Source organism: Zunongwangia endophytica, from assembly GCF_030409505.1.
Lineage (GTDB): Bacteria > Bacteroidota > Bacteroidia > Flavobacteriales > Flavobacteriaceae > Zunongwangia > Zunongwangia endophytica.
Genome location: NZ_JAUFPZ010000002.1, coordinates 900,036 through 915,800, shown reverse-complemented (window position 1 = coordinate 915,800; position 15,765 = coordinate 900,036). Strand labels below are relative to the sequence as shown.

General features: G+C 34.4%; 13 protein-coding genes. All 13 read left to right on the top strand.

The window, feature by feature from the left end; translation table 11 throughout:
* The first annotated feature begins 144 nt into the window (after positions 1–144).
* The 13 genes from QWY91_RS04125 (at position 145) to QWY91_RS04060 (ending at position 15,700) form a co-directional block, all read left to right on the top strand.
* The gene (locus QWY91_RS04125; RefSeq protein WP_290231974.1) at positions 145–2,019 is read left to right on the top strand and encodes a M1 family metallopeptidase; all 1,875 of its coding nucleotides are present in this window, start codon (positions 145–147) and stop codon (positions 2,017–2,019) included.
* A gap of 124 nt (positions 2,020–2,143) precedes the next feature.
* Complete coding sequence (locus tag QWY91_RS04120; protein WP_290231972.1) at positions 2,144–3,037, top strand: LysR family transcriptional regulator; 894 nt, start codon at positions 2,144–2,146, stop codon at positions 3,035–3,037.
* Positions 3,038–3,110: 73 nt separating this feature from the next.
* Positions 3,111–4,040 (top strand): YeiH family protein, encoded by a 930-nt coding sequence (locus tag QWY91_RS04115; protein WP_290231970.1) that lies wholly within the window; start codon positions 3,111–3,113, stop codon positions 4,038–4,040.
* Between the two features lie 171 nt (positions 4,041–4,211).
* Positions 4,212–4,667, top strand: a complete 456-nt coding sequence (locus QWY91_RS04110; protein WP_290231968.1) for an RpiB/LacA/LacB family sugar-phosphate isomerase — start codon at positions 4,212–4,214, stop codon at positions 4,665–4,667.
* A gap of 22 nt (positions 4,668–4,689) precedes the next feature.
* Entirely contained in the window at positions 4,690–6,096 is a 1,407-nt protein-coding gene (gene gnd / locus QWY91_RS04105) for an NADP-dependent phosphogluconate dehydrogenase (protein WP_290231966.1), read from the top strand.
* A 23-nt stretch (positions 6,097–6,119) separates the two neighbouring features.
* Positions 6,120–7,646, top strand: coding sequence for a glucose-6-phosphate dehydrogenase (gene zwf / locus QWY91_RS04100; protein WP_290231963.1), 1,527 nt, complete (start codon positions 6,120–6,122; stop codon positions 7,644–7,646).
* Entirely contained in the window at positions 7,640–8,350 is a 711-nt protein-coding gene (gene pgl, locus QWY91_RS04095; RefSeq protein WP_290231961.1) for a 6-phosphogluconolactonase, read from the top strand. The genes zwf and pgl overlap by 7 nt, the downstream gene beginning before the upstream one ends.
* A 223-nt stretch (positions 8,351–8,573) precedes the next feature.
* Positions 8,574–10,901 carry a T9SS type B sorting domain-containing protein gene (locus tag QWY91_RS04090; protein ID WP_290231960.1) on the top strand — a complete coding sequence of 776 codons (2,328 nt, stop codon included), beginning with the start codon at positions 8,574–8,576 and terminating at the stop codon, positions 10,899–10,901.
* Between the two features lie 168 nt (positions 10,902–11,069).
* Complete coding sequence (locus QWY91_RS04085; RefSeq protein ID WP_290231958.1) at positions 11,070–11,606, top strand: helix-turn-helix domain-containing protein; 537 nt, start codon at positions 11,070–11,072, stop codon at positions 11,604–11,606.
* A 104-nt stretch (positions 11,607–11,710) separates the two neighbouring features.
* Positions 11,711–12,313 carry an FMN-dependent NADH-azoreductase gene (locus QWY91_RS04080; RefSeq protein WP_290231956.1) on the top strand — a complete coding sequence of 201 codons (603 nt, stop codon included), beginning with the start codon at positions 11,711–11,713 and terminating at the stop codon, positions 12,311–12,313.
* 485 nt (positions 12,314–12,798) lie between these two features.
* Positions 12,799–13,824 carry a glycosyltransferase family protein gene (locus QWY91_RS04070; protein WP_290231953.1) on the top strand — a complete coding sequence of 342 codons (1,026 nt, stop codon included), beginning with the start codon at positions 12,799–12,801 and terminating at the stop codon, positions 13,822–13,824.
* Positions 13,825–15,228, top strand: coding sequence for a GH1 family beta-glucosidase (locus tag QWY91_RS04065; RefSeq protein ID WP_290231951.1), 1,404 nt, complete (start codon positions 13,825–13,827; stop codon positions 15,226–15,228). It abuts the gene before it with no gap.
* Positions 15,229–15,508: 280 nt separating this feature from the next.
* Positions 15,509–15,700, top strand: coding sequence for a cold-shock protein (locus QWY91_RS04060; RefSeq protein WP_270058108.1), 192 nt, complete (start codon positions 15,509–15,511; stop codon positions 15,698–15,700).
* The last annotated feature ends 65 nt before the right edge of the window (positions 15,701–15,765 follow it).

The window sequence follows — 15,765 nt, the reverse complement described above, 5'->3', positions numbered from 1 at the left end:
GAAAAAAATATTATCAAATTAAGGCGAATCTCGACTATTAAAAGATAAATCTTTAGCAGAATTGATTACTACTGAAAAAACCGAAATGATTAGGCTCGTTTAAAACTGAAGCATTATTTTCGAATTCAAAATACCATTAACTACATGAAAAAATCGATTTTAACAGCATCCTTAGGTTTATTATTTATTAGCCAATTCGCAATAGGACAAGACTTGTATGTTCCAAGAGACGTAACTAAAGCCTACGAAAATAATACCCGCAGTAAAACAGGAAAACCGGGTGATAATTATTGGCAGAATTCGGCAGTATATAAAATCAACCTTCAGGTGAATCCTCCAAATCGAACGGTAAAGGCTTCAGAAGATATCACCTATACCAATAATAGTCCTGATACCTTAAATTCGTTAAATTTTAAACTAATTTTGAATAATCACAAACCCGGAGTTCCGCGTTTAGGAATGGCTTCAGAAGATTACATGACTAGCGGAATTCATATCGATTCGTATTCAGAAAATGGGAACGAAAAAGAATGGAATTCTAAGAACGACGGTACTAATAAAATGATCAAACTGGATACTCCGTTAAAATCCGGCGAAAGTATAGACTTAAGCATTAACTGGCATTTCGATATTTCTAAACAGAGTGGGAGAGAAGGCGCAATTTTAGAAAATACATTTTATCTAGCCTATTTTTATCCAAGAGTTGCGGTTTATGATGATTATATGGGTTGGGATACGATGACTTTCTTCGGAATGCAGGAATTTTACAACGATTTTAATGATTACGAAATCAGCGTTAGTGTTCCAGAAGATTTTATTGTGTGGTCTACAGGAGATTTACAAAATCCGGAAGAAGTACTTCAGAAAAAATATGCGAAAAAACTTGAAAAATCAATGCAAAGCGATAAAGTGATTCGTATTGCGACGCCAGAAGATCTTCAGAAAAAAGAAATTACCAAAAACGGGAATAATACCTGGAAGTGGAAAGCTTCCAATATTACCGATGTTGCGATCGCTATAAGTAACGAGTATAATTGGGATGCAGCAAGCGTTGTTGTCGATTCTACCACTAATCGCCGGGTAAGTGTGCAGGCTGCTTATGATAATGTTTCCGAAGATTTTAAAGAAATGGTAGATTATGGACAGCATGCCTTAAACTGGTTTTCTTTTAATTATCCGGGCGTTTCTTACCCATATTCCAAATCTACACTAGTTCGCGGTCATGGCGACATGGAATATCCTATGATGGTAAACGACAATTCTCACGAAGATCCAGAAATGGCTCGCTTTGTTGCCGAACATGAAATCGCGCATACCTATTTTCCTTTTTATATGGGAACCAACGAAACTCGGTTTGGTTTTATGGACGAAGGTTGGGCTACTACACTAGAGCATTTAATCGGAATCGAAGATCTGGGAATAGAAAAAGCAGTGGAGAGTTTTCAAAACTTTAGAGTTCGCAGATGGATTAGTGATGATAATATGGAACAGGATGTCCCAATTATAACACCTTCTAATATTTTAAGCGGACCGGTTTATAGAAATAATTCCTACGGAAAAGCGGCTCTTAGTTATCTCGCACTAAAGGATATGTTGGGGGATGAAGTTTTCAAAAAAGCCTTGCAAGGATATATGGAACGCTGGAATGGTAAACACCCAATCCCTTGGGATTTCTTTTATAGCATCAATGATATTAGCGGAGAAAACCTGAACTGGTTTTGGGACAGCTGGTATTTTAGCCCTAATTATATCGATATTAAGATTGAAGAAGTACACCAAAAAGATAATTCGGTTGAAGTTAGTTTGACTAATGTTGGAGGAATGCCGGCTCCTTTTGATTTGCAACTAACTTTTACAGACGGAAGTACAAAAAATATACATCAAAAATCGACAATTTGGAAAGATGCTGAAAACACCACCTCGATAAAAATTGCTACGGAAAAAGAAGTAAAAGCTGTAGCCATCGAAGGAGGAATCTGGATGGATGCCACACCAGATAATAATTCTTGGAAAAAGTAATTTGTAGTTTTTATTATTTCAATTGAAACAGCTTCTGATTTTCTATAATTAGAAGCTGTTTTTTTATTGCTGAAATTAAGATCTTAAATTTATTTTTAATGAATTATTATTACTTTTGATTATAATGTTCGATTTTAAATTACAAGTTTTTCAAAATGTAGCATCGCGGCTTAGTTTTTCTAAAGCTGCTGAAGATCTACATATTACCCAACCGGCTGTTACAAGGCATATTCGGCAAATGGAAGCGCATTTTAATCAAAAGCTTTTTGAGCGAAAAGGTAACAGCATAGCGCTTACTGAAGCTGGGAAACTTTTATTATCACATAGCAAGCTTATTTTTCAGCAATATGAGCAAGCGGAATTCGATATGAACTCTTTAGTAGATAAGAACGAAGGAACGCTTAGAATTGCGGCAAGTACGACTATCGCACAGTATATTTTACCAGAGGTTTTAGCCAAATTTCATCAAAAATTTCCAAAAATTAAGATTCATCTTTTAAATATGAATACCGAAAAGGTTGAAAAATCGGTAATGAATAATTCAGTGGAACTTGGTTTTATTGAAGGGCAATCCAGAAATAGAGAACTATCATATCAACCCTTTTTAAAGGATGAAATTGTATTTGTGGTAGATAAATCTCATCCTTTGGCAAAAAACAATCAAATTTCAATTACAGAATTAAAAGAAATTCCGCTGGTTTTACGAGAAAAAGGTTCGGGTACAAGAGAAGTGATCTTAAAAGCTTTTCAGCATAAAAATCTAAAAATAGAAGACTTAAATATTGAATTAGAGTTAGGAAGTTCAGAAAGTATAAAATCGTATCTATCTAACGGGCATAGCGGTAGTTTTCTTAGTATAAATACGGTTTTAAAGGAATTAAAACATGGCGACTTTTACATTCTCGATATAGAAAATCTACAAATTACCCGTGATTTCTTTTTTATACAGCAGCAAGGACATCACTCCAAACTAAATGCTGTTTTTCTAAAATTCTTACAGCATCATTATAACTTTTAGTTATAGAGTATAACAATTTGTCATTTGAATTCGACCACAGCTGAGACTATCTTTGGAGTTGTTAATACAGCTTATGAAAATTTCAACTCATCAGATCGTTTTTCTGCTTTTATGCCTGGCATGCTTCCTTCCGGTAGTAAATCCTCCAATAGCATTAGCCATTGGGATTGTTTTTGCACAGTTGGCTAAAAATCCATTTCAGGAAAAAACACAACTTACGATCAACTGGCTTTTAAAAATGTCGGTTATAGGATTAGGTTTCGGGATGAATTTCGATAAAGCTTTAGCCGCCGGGAAAGACGGATTCATTTTTACGATAATTTCAATTTCCCTAACTATTGGTGCCGGATTATTACTTGGTAAACTTTTCAGAATAGATCAAAAAATAGCGAAACTTATTAGTTCGGGAACTGCTATTTGTGGCGGGAGCGCCATTGCTGCGATTTCTCCGATTATAAAAGCTGACTCTAAACAGATTTCTATCGCAATTGGAAGCGTATTTCTTCTAAACAGTATCGCGTTATTTCTTTTTCCGGCAATTGGACATTATTTTAATATGAGTCAGCATCAATTTGGTATCTGGAGCGCTATTGCCATTCACGATACCAGCTCGGTCGTTGGTGCCGCTCAGGTTTATGGCAATGAAGCTTTAGAAATTGCGACGACCGTCAAATTAGCAAGAGCGCTATGGATTTTACCGGTTTCAGTTTTATTTGCTTTCAGTAGCCATACCGCGCTTAAAAACATTAAGATTCCATATTTTATAGGGCTTTTTATTTTAGCTATTTTGGCCAACACCTATATCCCGAATCTAGATTGGTTAGCACCAAAGATTGTTGCATTTTCAAAAACGGGATTAACACTGGTACTTTTTTTAATTGGTAGTGGTTTGCGTTACAATAGCTTTAAAAGAGTAGGGGTGAAACCTGTTTTTTTAGCGGTAATTATATGGGTTTTTATTAGTGTCATTTCCTTTTTAGGAGTGATGGAAATAATTCAATAAACTTCAAAATTTAAAAATCTGGCCATTTTAAGTGGCATAATTTTCTAAAAAGCTGGTATTAGTTTGCAATTTCAAAGGTTTTAGTATTTTTATAAGGCTTCCTCTTACCTAAGAACAGATTTAATTGGTTAAATTTATCATCTAAACGCTCAACCCAAAAGTTATAAATACATGAAAATCGGAATTGCAGCAGATCATGCTGGCCTAGAACAAAAGAGAAAATTACTGGATCTTTTAAAAGAGAAAAATTTCGATATACAAGATTTTGGAGCCTTCGAATATCAGGGTGAAGACGATTATCCAGATATAGTTACCCCTTTAGCCAATGCACTTATTGACAAAAAAATCGATAAAGCCATCGCTGTTTGCGGTAGTGGTGTAGGGGTGTCTATCGCCGCCAATAAATTTCCCGGAGTGCGCGCTGCACTAATTTCTGGAACCTATTCTGCCCACCAGGGCGTAGAACACGATGATATGAATATGCTTTGCGTTGGTGGCCGTGTATTGGGAACTTCATTAATTTTAGAAATCATCTTAGCGTTTTTGAAAGCTGAATTTCAGAAAGAAGAACGTTTTCAAAGAAGATTAGATAAAGTAATTGCAATAGAAAAAAAATATTTTAAATAACGTAGAAAACTAAAAAAGAATCATGGAAGAATTCGATTTTGGAATTGTAGGTCTTGGAGTAATGGGTAGAAACCTTTTACTTAATATGGCCGATCATAATTTCTCTGTAGCTGGCCTAGACTTAGACGCCGAAAAAGCTGCATCTCTAGAAAAAGAAGCCTTAGAAAATCATACTATAAAAGGAACAACCTCGGCAGAAGAGTTTTGCGGACTTATTCGTAAACCCCGTGCGATTATGTTGTTAGTACCTGCTGGTAAACCTGTAGATGCCGCAATTAAATCGTTATTGCCATTTTTAGAAGAAGGAGATGTTTTGGTAGATGGCGGAAATTCTTATTTCCCGGATACCGATCGTCGTGTTAAAGAACTTGCTGAAAAAGGAATTCATTTCTTCGGAATGGGAATTTCTGGTGGAGAGAAAGGAGCACGATTTGGTCCAAGTATGATGCCAGGAGGAAATGCTGAAGCTTACGAAAGACTTCGTCCTATTTTTGAAGCGGTAGCAGCGAAAGTAAATGGCGAACCTTGTGTAACTTATTTAGGACAGGGATCTGCAGGGAACTACGTAAAAATGGTTCATAATGGAATTGAATATGCTATTATGGAGCTTATCGCAGAAACTTATGATCTACTGAAAAGAGGTTATGGCGTTGAAGATTCTAAAATTCAGCAATTATTTGCGAAATGGAACGAGTCTGAATTATCGTCTTTCTTAGTTGAAATTACTTCTGAAATTCTCGAAAAACAAGATGAAGTTACTGGGAAAGGTTTATTACTAAATTACGTTTCTGATGCTGCGAAATCCAAAGGAACTGGTAAATGGACTTCTCAAAATGCTATGGATATTCAGGCGCCGGTACCGGCAATTGATGCTGCGGTGCAAATGAGAGATATTTCAAAATATAAGGAAGAGCGTGTTGAAGCTTCAAAAGTTTTAAAATGGAAAGACAACTCTGAAACTTCCGAAGAACAAATATTCGAAGAACTTACAGATGCTTTTTACTTTGCGATGATTAATATCTATGCCCAGGGAATGGCGCAACTATTTATCGCTTCTAAAGAATACAATTACGGTTTAAATTTAGAAGAAGTTGCAAAAATTTGGAGAGGTGGATGTATCATTAGAGCGGCTTGTTTAGAAGATTTGCGCCAGGCGTACACCAAAACGCCAGAGCTTCCTAATTTACTAATGGACGAAAAATTAGGCAAAGCGTTACAAGAAAAACAAGGAGCTGCGCGTAATGTGGTAAAAACATTTATCGATAAAGGAATTCCTGCTGCGGTATTTACTTCAACAATATCTTATTTTGATTCTTATAGAAGTGAAATTTTACCAACAAATATGATACAGGCCCAAAGAGATTATTTTGGTGCGCATAAATATGAGCGTAACGATCAGGAAGGAATTTTTCATACAGAATGGGTTTAATCCCTAACTAATTAAAAATTAAAATGAAAACAGAAAAGAAAGCTGCTCCTACGATTATAGTAATATTTGGTGGGACCGGAGATCTTGCCAGTCGTAAGTTAATCCCCGCATTTTATAACCTTTTTATAGACGATCGAATGGCCGATAATTTTGCAATTATCGGTTTAGGTAGATCTGAATTTGATAATGAATCCTATAGAAAGGATTTATATGCAAAATTAAAAGAATTTTCTCGTAGAGAACCAGATAATAAGGTTTGGAAAGAATTTCAGGAATCAATCCATTATTTCCAATCAGATATCACGAACGAGAAGTCTTATAAAGAATTACACACAAAATTAAGTGATCTTGATAAAGAATGGGGAGAACGAGCTAATCGCTTGTTCTATCTATCGGTATCTCCTAAATTTATCGACGATATTACGAAAAATCTAAAAGATCAAAAACTGGTAGAGTCTTTAGAAAAAGATCGTTTAGTTATCGAAAAGCCTTTTGGTTATGATCTAGAATCTGCTAAAGAACTTAATCAATTACTAAGACGTACTTTTGATGAGAAGCAGATATTTAGAATCGATCATTATTTAGGTAAAGAAACCGTTCAGAATATTTTAGCGTTCCGTTTCGGTAATGCTTTATTCGAACCTCTTTGGAATCGTAATTATATAGATTACGTGCAAATTACAGTTGCTGAAAAAGTAGGAGTAGGAACACGTGGTGGTTATTATGAAAGTTCTGGTGCGTTAAGAGATATGATCCAGAATCACCTGCTTCAGATCCTTTGTATGGTTGCTATGGAAGCTCCAATTTCGTCAGATGCTGAAGAAATTAGAAATCGTAAAGTAGAAGTTTTACGTGCTATCCGAAGAATAAAACCAGACGAAGTTTCTAAAAATGCCGTTCGTGGTCAATATAGTAATGGCTGGGTGCAAGGTGAAGAGGTGCCAGGATATCGTGAAGAAGAAGGAGTTAGTGAAAATTCTAACACCGAAACTTTTGCGGCTATCAAATTCTTTATTGATAACTGGAGATGGCAAAACGTACCGTTCTATTTGAGAACAGGTAAGCGTATGCAAGAAAAAAGTTCTTCAATTACAATTCAGTTTAGACCTGTACCTCATGCCACTTTCCCGGGAGAACAGGCGAGTAATATCATGCCGAATAGACTAACGATCAATCTACAGCCTCAAATGGATATTAGATTGCGTTTTATGACTAAAAAACCAGGATTAGAAATGAATTTGAATCCTTCTGAAATGGTTTTTGATTATGATAGTTGCTCTACTCATACTCCAGAAGCTTATGAGACTTTATTATTGGATGCTATGATAGGAGATACCACCTTGTTTATGCGTTCAGATCAGGTTGAAGAAGCCTGGGACGTGATAAAAACGGTGCAGGAATCATGGGAAGGTAGAGAATCACTTAATTTCCCTAATTATCAAGCGGGAAGCTATGGTCCGGAAAATGCAGAAGCTCTAATCGCTCAGCAAGGACATGTGTGGTCTATTAATCTTCGTAACAAGAAAGAAAAGAAAGAAGACGAATGCTAAATATATATAAATCCAAAGAAGAGGCTAGCCATGCAGCAGCATTGCATTTTGTAGAGCATGCGAAGCTAGCGATAGAAGCTAAAGGAAAGTTTACAGTTGCGCTAACGGGAGGTTCTTCACCGGCGGGAATGTATGATCTACTAACTACCGAATTCAAAGATCAGGTAGCTTGGGAAAAAATTTATATTTTCTGGGGTGACGAGCGTTGGGTCCCTATAGAAGATGAGCGCAGCAATGCGGGAAATGCTTTTAATGATTTTCTGAATAAAGTTGCTATTCCTAATGAACAAATCTATCCTATGTATAAGGATGGTGTTTCTGCTGAAGATTATGCCAAAAAATATTCTAAAATTATGGATGAAGTTTTAGAAGACGGTAGAACTTTTGATTTAATATTCTTAGGAATGGGTGATGATGGCCATACCGCATCATTATTTCCGGGACAAAAAGTAATTCACGAAAAGGACAAAAAAGTAGCAGCCTATTTTCTAGAACCTCAGGATATGTATAGAATCACTTTAACAGCACCAATACTCAATGCGGCTAAAAGTGTAGCATTTATCATATTTGGTGCTAAAAAAGCAGATGCACTTTACGAAGTTGTAAAAGGTGAAAAGAATATCGAAAAATACCCATCACAAATTATAGATCCCGTTGGCGAATTAATGTGGTACGTTGATCAAAACGCCGCGGCAAGACTATAGCCCAGGTTTATTTATAACGAACATTTTAAAAAAATCCAGACTGCTTTTGGCTGTCTGGATTTTTTATTTAAATACTTTCAATTCTATACCTGAAACCATTTATATATATATAACCTTAATTGTAGAAAGCTTAGAAAATAACCTTTAAATTATAATGTTAATAAAAATATAAATTCATTACAAAAAGCTTATTATTGCCTTTCATTTTATAAGGTTAACCGTTTTGAAATTCGTCATATTTTTTCTCATTTTTTTTCTAAATATAACTATTCATGCACAATGCCCTACAGGTAATATTATTATAAATTCCCAACAAGAATTTAATGAATTTTCCAATAATTATTCTAACTGTAAAATTGTTAATGGAAATGTTACAATTACTGGCGCGGTAACCAATTTGCAACCTCTTAAGAATATTGAAGAAATTAAGGGGAATTTAATTATTAGAAATACCGATATTGAAGATTTTACTTTAAATCTTTCGATTACCAAAATAGATGGTGATCTTCAAATACAAGCAAATACTCTTCTAAAAGATCTTAATTCATTCAACGAACTAATAAAGGTCAATAATATTTACATAGACGGAATGTTGGGTTATCTTGATGGCTTTACTAAATTGGAGCAGGTTAATACAGTCGACTTAAAAAGCCTTGGGATGTCGTTAGATGCATTTCAAAATCTAAAATTTGTTGAAAATACTATAGATATGGACAATTCAGGTCTAATATTAGGGGTGTTTAATGCATTTGATAAGGTAGAATATATTAAAGGTTCTCTTATAATGGAGGATTATCCACATGGAGTAGGATTGTTTTCGGAACTAAAATATGTGGGCAATAACCTTTTTATCAGGAGAACTGGTATTAATGAAATAGAGGGCTTTAATAAACTCGTATCTATAGGTAGTCTGGGAGGGGGCAATTTTGAAATTAGTGAATCCTTAGAACTAACCGTATTTACAGGATTTAATAGTCTGGAAAGAATCTATGGTAATATGATTATAAAAGATAACCCTGAATTACCAACGATCAGCGGATTTAGTAATCTCAGAAAAATTGATAAAGCCTTGATTATTCAAAATAATAATAATCTTCCAAGCTTGATGGGATTAGAGAATCTAATTTCAGTTAGCGGAAATTTTGGAATCATTGGCCTTATTGTTTCCAACAACTCGAATTTAAAAGATTGTTCCGCAATTTGTACTCTTTTAGCTAATGAGAAAGTCTACGACGATTTAGAAATTATCAATAATCCTTCTGAATGTAGTACCAGACAGGAAATTCAAGAAAAATGTCTACCAGATTTTGATAATGATGGAATTCCCGATGATATTGATTTGGATGACGATAATGATGGAATTCTAGATGTCATTGAAGATAATGGTATTTTAGATCGAGATACAGATCAAGATGGTCATCCTGATAAAAGAGATTTAGATAGTGATAATGATGATTGTTTTGATGTTATAGAAGCTGGATTTACCGATAAAGATAATAACGGAACGTTAGGAAGCTTACCTGATACTGTAGATGAAAATGGACTAATTATAAATGTAAAATCAGGATATGAAGAACCTCTAGATGAAGATGATAATGATATTCCTGATTTTCAGGAACAATTTTTACTAAATGCAGGGAATGATGTAAATCTTAATATATGTAAAAATGGAAGCTCGATAGACTTATTTGATTACTTGGGACCAAACGCACAGATCGGCGGAACTTGGAGTCCTAAACTAAGTTCAAATTCTTCTGTCTTTGATCCTTCTTTAGATAATGAAGGACTGTATGCTTATACAGTGAATAATTATTGTGTATCGAAAACGGCGCTAGTTGAAGTCGTTTTTACGCCCCAACCAAATCCAGGAATAGATTCAAGTATCACAATATGTCAATATGAAACCTCATTTGCATTAATTGATTATTTAGGTGGTAATCCAGATTCAAATGGCTATTGGGAACCTGCTTTACCAAATGGTATTTTTGATCCTCAAATAAATAATGCCGGTAAATATGTATATAGAGTATCCAACAATAATTGTGAAGTGCTATCAAGTGAGATTAATGTTGCAATTTTTGATCGAAATGAAACTGTAAATTATGAATTACTTACAAAATATAATAATGATGGCTCTTATGATATAAGTCTAAAAGCTGAAAATGAATCAAATTACATTTTCACATTGGATAATCGCGATAATGGTAAAGCAGAATTTTATAGCGTATTGCCAGGTGTTCATAAAATTGAAATTATAGAAATTGATGGATGTAGCTATACCAGCAATGAGATTTATTTAATTGGATTTCCTAATTATTTTACTCCAAATAGCGACGGTATCAATGATACTTGGAAGCCTATTGGAACTGGAGAAAAAGAGCTAAATATCCTTATTTATGATAGATATGGGACTTTAATTACTACTCTTACAAATGGGGAAGATTGGGATGGGACTTTTAATGGACAGCCATTACCTGAAGACGACTATTGGTTTAAAGCAACAATAGACTTAGAAACAGAAGAAAGGGGGCATTTCAGCTTGATTCGTTAACTATTCAAAAATTCCAATTGTTAATAAAATTCTGCAAAAAATCAAACAAAAATAGTAAATGGCACTACAATTGATATCTATTTACAAATACTTATTTAATTTATAAATAGCCGTAGCGTTTTATACCCTACTACAAACGAAGGCTTTTAGATAAAAACAATCGCATTTATGAGTTTGTTAGCATCTTACGTAGCGTACTTCGTACTTCATAGTAGTTTAGGGAATTTCACATTCACCTCAGTTTCCCTTATTTTATTTATTTTGCTTGCATTTTTTTTAGTGATGCTCTGTAACCGTGGTTTAATTTTTAGAGAGAATAATACCGAAACAGAACAAAGCTATATAGATTACAATACGGCAACCGAATATTCAAAACTTCTAGACAAGATTATGTGTAAAGAGAAGTTTTTTTTAATTCATAATTTAAAGATTAAACAGATTAGTCGGCATTTAATGTTAACACCAGGAGAACTCGATTATATTTTATTGAAAGCGAAAAGAAAAACCTTCAATGAGTATCTGGACGATTTCAGAATAAAGGAATTAAAAGAAATGCTTAATATTCCTGAATATCAGGAATGTGACTTAAAATGTCTTGCCGAAGCTTGTGGATTCGATGATTATTCCGATTTCGAAAAAGCCTTATCAAGGACATACCATATCAAACCAGAAAATTTCCGTAGAGAATTACTAGAAGAGTATTAGAAGGCACTAACCTAAATGTTAGTGGAAAAATCCTTGGAAGTACTATAAATACTAGTAATAGTGTTTTATATTTGTATATACAAATGTCATACAAAATTTAAGTCATGAAAAAGATACTTCACGTAATTTCAAGTTTAAACGGTCAAAACTCTTACAGCTTAGCTTTAGGGAACAAAATAGTAGAACAACTTAAAGAAAGCTATCCCGAAAGTACTATCGTTGAAAAAAAACTTGTTGCTGAAGATTTCCCACATCTTACTGAAGACAGATGGCAGGCGATCATTACTCCTGAAGAAAATAGAACAGCTGCTCAAAAAGAAAATATCGCTATACAAGACGAAGCGATCAAAGAATTATTTGATGCAGATATTTTAGTTGTTGGTGCTCCTTTATATAATTTTGGAATTCCTTCGCAATTAAAAGCATGGATCGACCATCTTGCTAAAGCTGGAGAAACTTTTAAATATACTGAAGAAGGTCCACAAGGATTAGTAACTGGTAAAAAAGTATATATCGCGATGAGTTCTGGTGGTGTTTATTCTGAAAATCCTGGATACGATTTTGTTTCAGATTACCTGATTAAAGTATTCGGATTCCTAGGAATGACAGATGTAGAATTAATTAGAGTAGAAGGAGTTGCTATTCCTGAATTAAGAGAAAATGCGCTAAATAAAGCTGAAAAAGAATTTGCAGAGATATTAGCTTAATTTCTTAAAGAAAAAGAAAAATTATCACTGGCCTTTCGGATGTATTTTCGAAAGGCTTTTTTTATTTAACTGAATAACGGATTGATGACGCTGTAAAATTAGCAATTCCTACTTCAGATCATTATTTACCTGTACTTTATACACTGGCCCTACAAGAAAATAAAGATGAGCTGGAATTTTTTAATGATAAAGCCGTTGGTGGGTCACTCACGATGACTTCGGTTAAATTATCTTAGCGCAAGCTAAATTCCTTAACCTTAAACATACACTTATTTAAAATTCACGTAAACACTTTTAAATCATATTCTTATACATTTAATTCGAATAATCGTTTTAATTGAAAAGCTTATGAAACGAAAAAGTGAATTCCAGAAAAGTGGTCACAGAAACTACTATTTTAAAGAACGATTCCAGCAATTATTAGTATCCGTTTTTGTTCAGCGTCGATTAAGCTCGATGATTTCGCCTTTCCGACTATCACATTAATGAAGATATTATATGCGATTCAGGGAACCGGAAATGGACATTTAAGTCGCGCTTTAGAAATTATTCCCATTCTTCAGAAAAAAGGAGATCTAGATCTACTGGTAAGCGGGACTCAGGGCGATTTAAAATTACCATATTTTGTAAAATATCAGTTTAAAGGACTCAGTTTTATCTTCGGAAAAAAAGGTGGTGTCGATGTTTGGAACACGTATCGCAAAAACCGAATGAAACGACTTTACAGCGAAATTAAAAGTGTACCTGTACAAAATTATGACCTTGTAATAAACGATTTTGAGCCCGTAAGTGCCTGGGCATGTTCGATGGCTCATAAACCGTGCTATGGCTTAAATCATCAATCGGCTGTTTTGCATCCTTCTGCGCCAAAACCTTTAAAAGAAGATTGGTTAGGATTAAAGATTCTAAAGTCTTATGCGCCATGTAGCTTCAGTTTTGGTTTTCATTTTAAAGCTTTCGACGATCGTATTTACACACCGGTAATACGCTCTGAGATTCGTAAACTTCAGCCTATAAAATCAAGTCATTACACCGTATATCTACCTTCATATTCCGATAAAAAGCTACTGAAATTATTCAGCAGTTTCCCAGAATTCAGATTCGAGATCTTTTCAAAACATTTTAAAAAAGCATCAAAAATCGATAATATCATCATTCGCCCTGTCAATAACGAAGTTTTTGTGGAAAGCTTAAGAACCTGTAAAGGGGTAATTTGTGGAGCAGGATTTGAAACTCCGGCAGAAGCATTATTTCTGAAGAAAAAATTATTGGTAATTCCTATGAAAGGACAATTTGAGCAACAATGTAATGCCGCAATGCTGAAAACCATGGGAGTAGCCGTGCTGAAGAATTTGAAAAAGAAACGATATCCTGAAATTGGACAATGGCTGGTTGAGGATAAACTTATCGAAGTGAATTTTCCAGATCAAACCGAAACGATAATCGACAAGCTTATTGAAATAGCGCTGAAAGAACACAAAACTAACAATACAACACCTGAAATTGCTTAAATGAAATCGAATTTTAATTCAACTTTAAAAAGCAGTGATTTTGGTGATGATTTTATTTGGGGAACATCTACAGCTGCATTTCAGATCGAGGGAAATCCCTATGCCGATGGTAAAAAAGCATCTATTTGGGATGAGTTTTCACATAAAAAAGGAAAAATATATAAGGGTCAAAATGCAGATATTGCGTGCGACTTTTATAATCGTTATCGTGAAGATCTATTGCTTTTAAAAGCCATGAATATTAAGCATTTTCGATTTTCACTTTCCTGGAGCCGAATTTTACCAGATGGTACAGGCAAAATAAATGAGGCCGGTCTCGATTTCTACGATCGATTGATAGATGAATGTTTAGCCTTAGGAATCACGCCCTGGGTAACTCTTTATCATTGGGATTTACCGCAAGCTTTAGAAAATAAAGGCGGCTGGACTAATCGTGAAATCATAAATTGGTTTACAGAATATGTAACGATTTGCGTGCATAGATTTGGGGATCGCGTAAAAAACTGGATGGTTTTAAATGAACCTTTAGTGTTTTTGGGTGCCGGTCATTTTTTAGGAATCCATGCGCCGGGTAGGAGAGGAGTCAAAAATTTTATCCCGGCGATGCATCATGCTTCACTTTGCCAGGCCGAAGGTGGCAGAATCTTAAGAGCTTACGATTCAAGCTTAAATATTGGTACAACATTTTCCTGTTCGTATATAGAGGCATATCGCGATCGTGTAAAAGATCATCATGCAGCAAATCGCGTAGACTGCTTAGTAAATCGATTGTTTTTAGAACTCAGTTTGGGTTATGGTTATCCTTTTGAGGAATTACCTTTTTTGAAAAGAGTAGATAAATTTTATAAAGCTGAAGATAATAAGTTGCTTCAGTTTGAATTTGATTTTATAGGAATTCAGAATTATACTAGAGAGATCGTAAAAAGTGCATGGTGGATTCCGTATGTCCAGGCGACCAATATAAAAGCTGAAACACGAAATATTCCTACTACTGAAATGGGGTGGGAAATCTATCCTGAAGGAATATTAGAACTTCTAAAGAAATATGATGCTTATCCTGAAGTAAAAAACATTCTGGTCACCGAAAATGGTGCCGCATTTCCAGATCATTTAGTAAACAATCAGGTTAAAGATCCTAAACGCCAAAAATACCTTCAGGAATATATCAACGCAGTTTTAAAAGCAAAACAGCAAGGCGTAAATGTAAACGGCTATTTTGTCTGGAGTTTTACCGATAATTTTGAATGGGCAGAAGGATATAAACCTCGATTCGGCATGGTTTATATCGATTATCCAACTCAGCAAAGAATAGTTAAGAATTCAGGAATGTGGTATCGCGATTTTATAAAGACACAATCGCAGAAGATAGGAACTCCGGAATTTTGCACTAAAATTAGTCGCTAATTAAAGATGATCTGATGTTTTTCTAATTTTGAAGGCTTTTACATTTTCAGTTTTTAGCATCAAATTTCAATATTACATTGCATTAGTTTAGGAAATTGAAAATGAATTAAATTATTTCAAACTTTAACATTAAAACGCAGCTCCCGCCAATACTACGCTAACAGCTAAAATTGTTTATTTTTAGACATATTTTTATAAATCAAACAGAAATATTTTCAAATTATAGTGTGTTATCGGAATATTAGTTGGATATTTGTCACTTATAATTTAATACATTAAGATGAGTAAAGGAACAGTAAAATTCTTTAACGACACTAAAGGATTTGGATTTATCACTGAAGAAGGAGTTGACAAAGACCATTTTGTACACGTTACAGGTTTAATTGACGAAATTCGCGAAGGCGACGAAGTTAAATTTGATCTTCAGGAAGGTAAGAGAGGATTAAACGCAGTAAACGTAGAAGTTATATAATATATATTTTTTCAAGGTTTATGAAAAAGCTCACCAGAAATGGTGAGCTTTTTTTGTTTTTGCCT

Bases quoted from the DNA above. Each gene is read 5' to 3' on its own strand.
- QWY91_RS04115 (WP_290231970.1), top strand. From the start codon at position 3,111: ATGAAAATTTCAACTCATCAGATCGTTTTTCTGCTTTTATGCCTGGCA.
- QWY91_RS04110 (WP_290231968.1), top strand. From the start codon at position 4,212: ATGAAAATCGGAATTGCAGCAGATCATGCTGGCCTAGAACAAAAGAGA.
- QWY91_RS04060 (WP_270058108.1), top strand. From the start codon at position 15,509: ATGAGTAAAGGAACAGTAAAATTCTTTAACGACACTAAAGGATTTGGA.
- QWY91_RS04125 (WP_290231974.1), top strand. From the start codon at position 145: ATGAAAAAATCGATTTTAACAGCATCCTTAGGTTTATTATTTATTAGC.
- gnd (WP_290231966.1), top strand. From the start codon at position 4,690: ATGGAAGAATTCGATTTTGGAATTGTAGGTCTTGGAGTAATGGGTAGA.
- zwf (WP_290231963.1), top strand. From the start codon at position 6,120: ATGAAAACAGAAAAGAAAGCTGCTCCTACGATTATAGTAATATTTGGT.
- QWY91_RS04065 (WP_290231951.1), top strand. From the start codon at position 13,825: ATGAAATCGAATTTTAATTCAACTTTAAAAAGCAGTGATTTTGGTGAT.
- QWY91_RS04120 (WP_290231972.1), top strand. From the start codon at position 2,144: ATGTTCGATTTTAAATTACAAGTTTTTCAAAATGTAGCATCGCGGCTT.
- QWY91_RS04085 (WP_290231958.1), top strand. From the start codon at position 11,070: ATGAGTTTGTTAGCATCTTACGTAGCGTACTTCGTACTTCATAGTAGT.
- QWY91_RS04080 (WP_290231956.1), top strand. From the start codon at position 11,711: ATGAAAAAGATACTTCACGTAATTTCAAGTTTAAACGGTCAAAACTCT.
- QWY91_RS04070 (WP_290231953.1), top strand. From the start codon at position 12,799: ATGAAGATATTATATGCGATTCAGGGAACCGGAAATGGACATTTAAGT.
- pgl (WP_290231961.1), top strand. From the start codon at position 7,640: ATGCTAAATATATATAAATCCAAAGAAGAGGCTAGCCATGCAGCAGCA.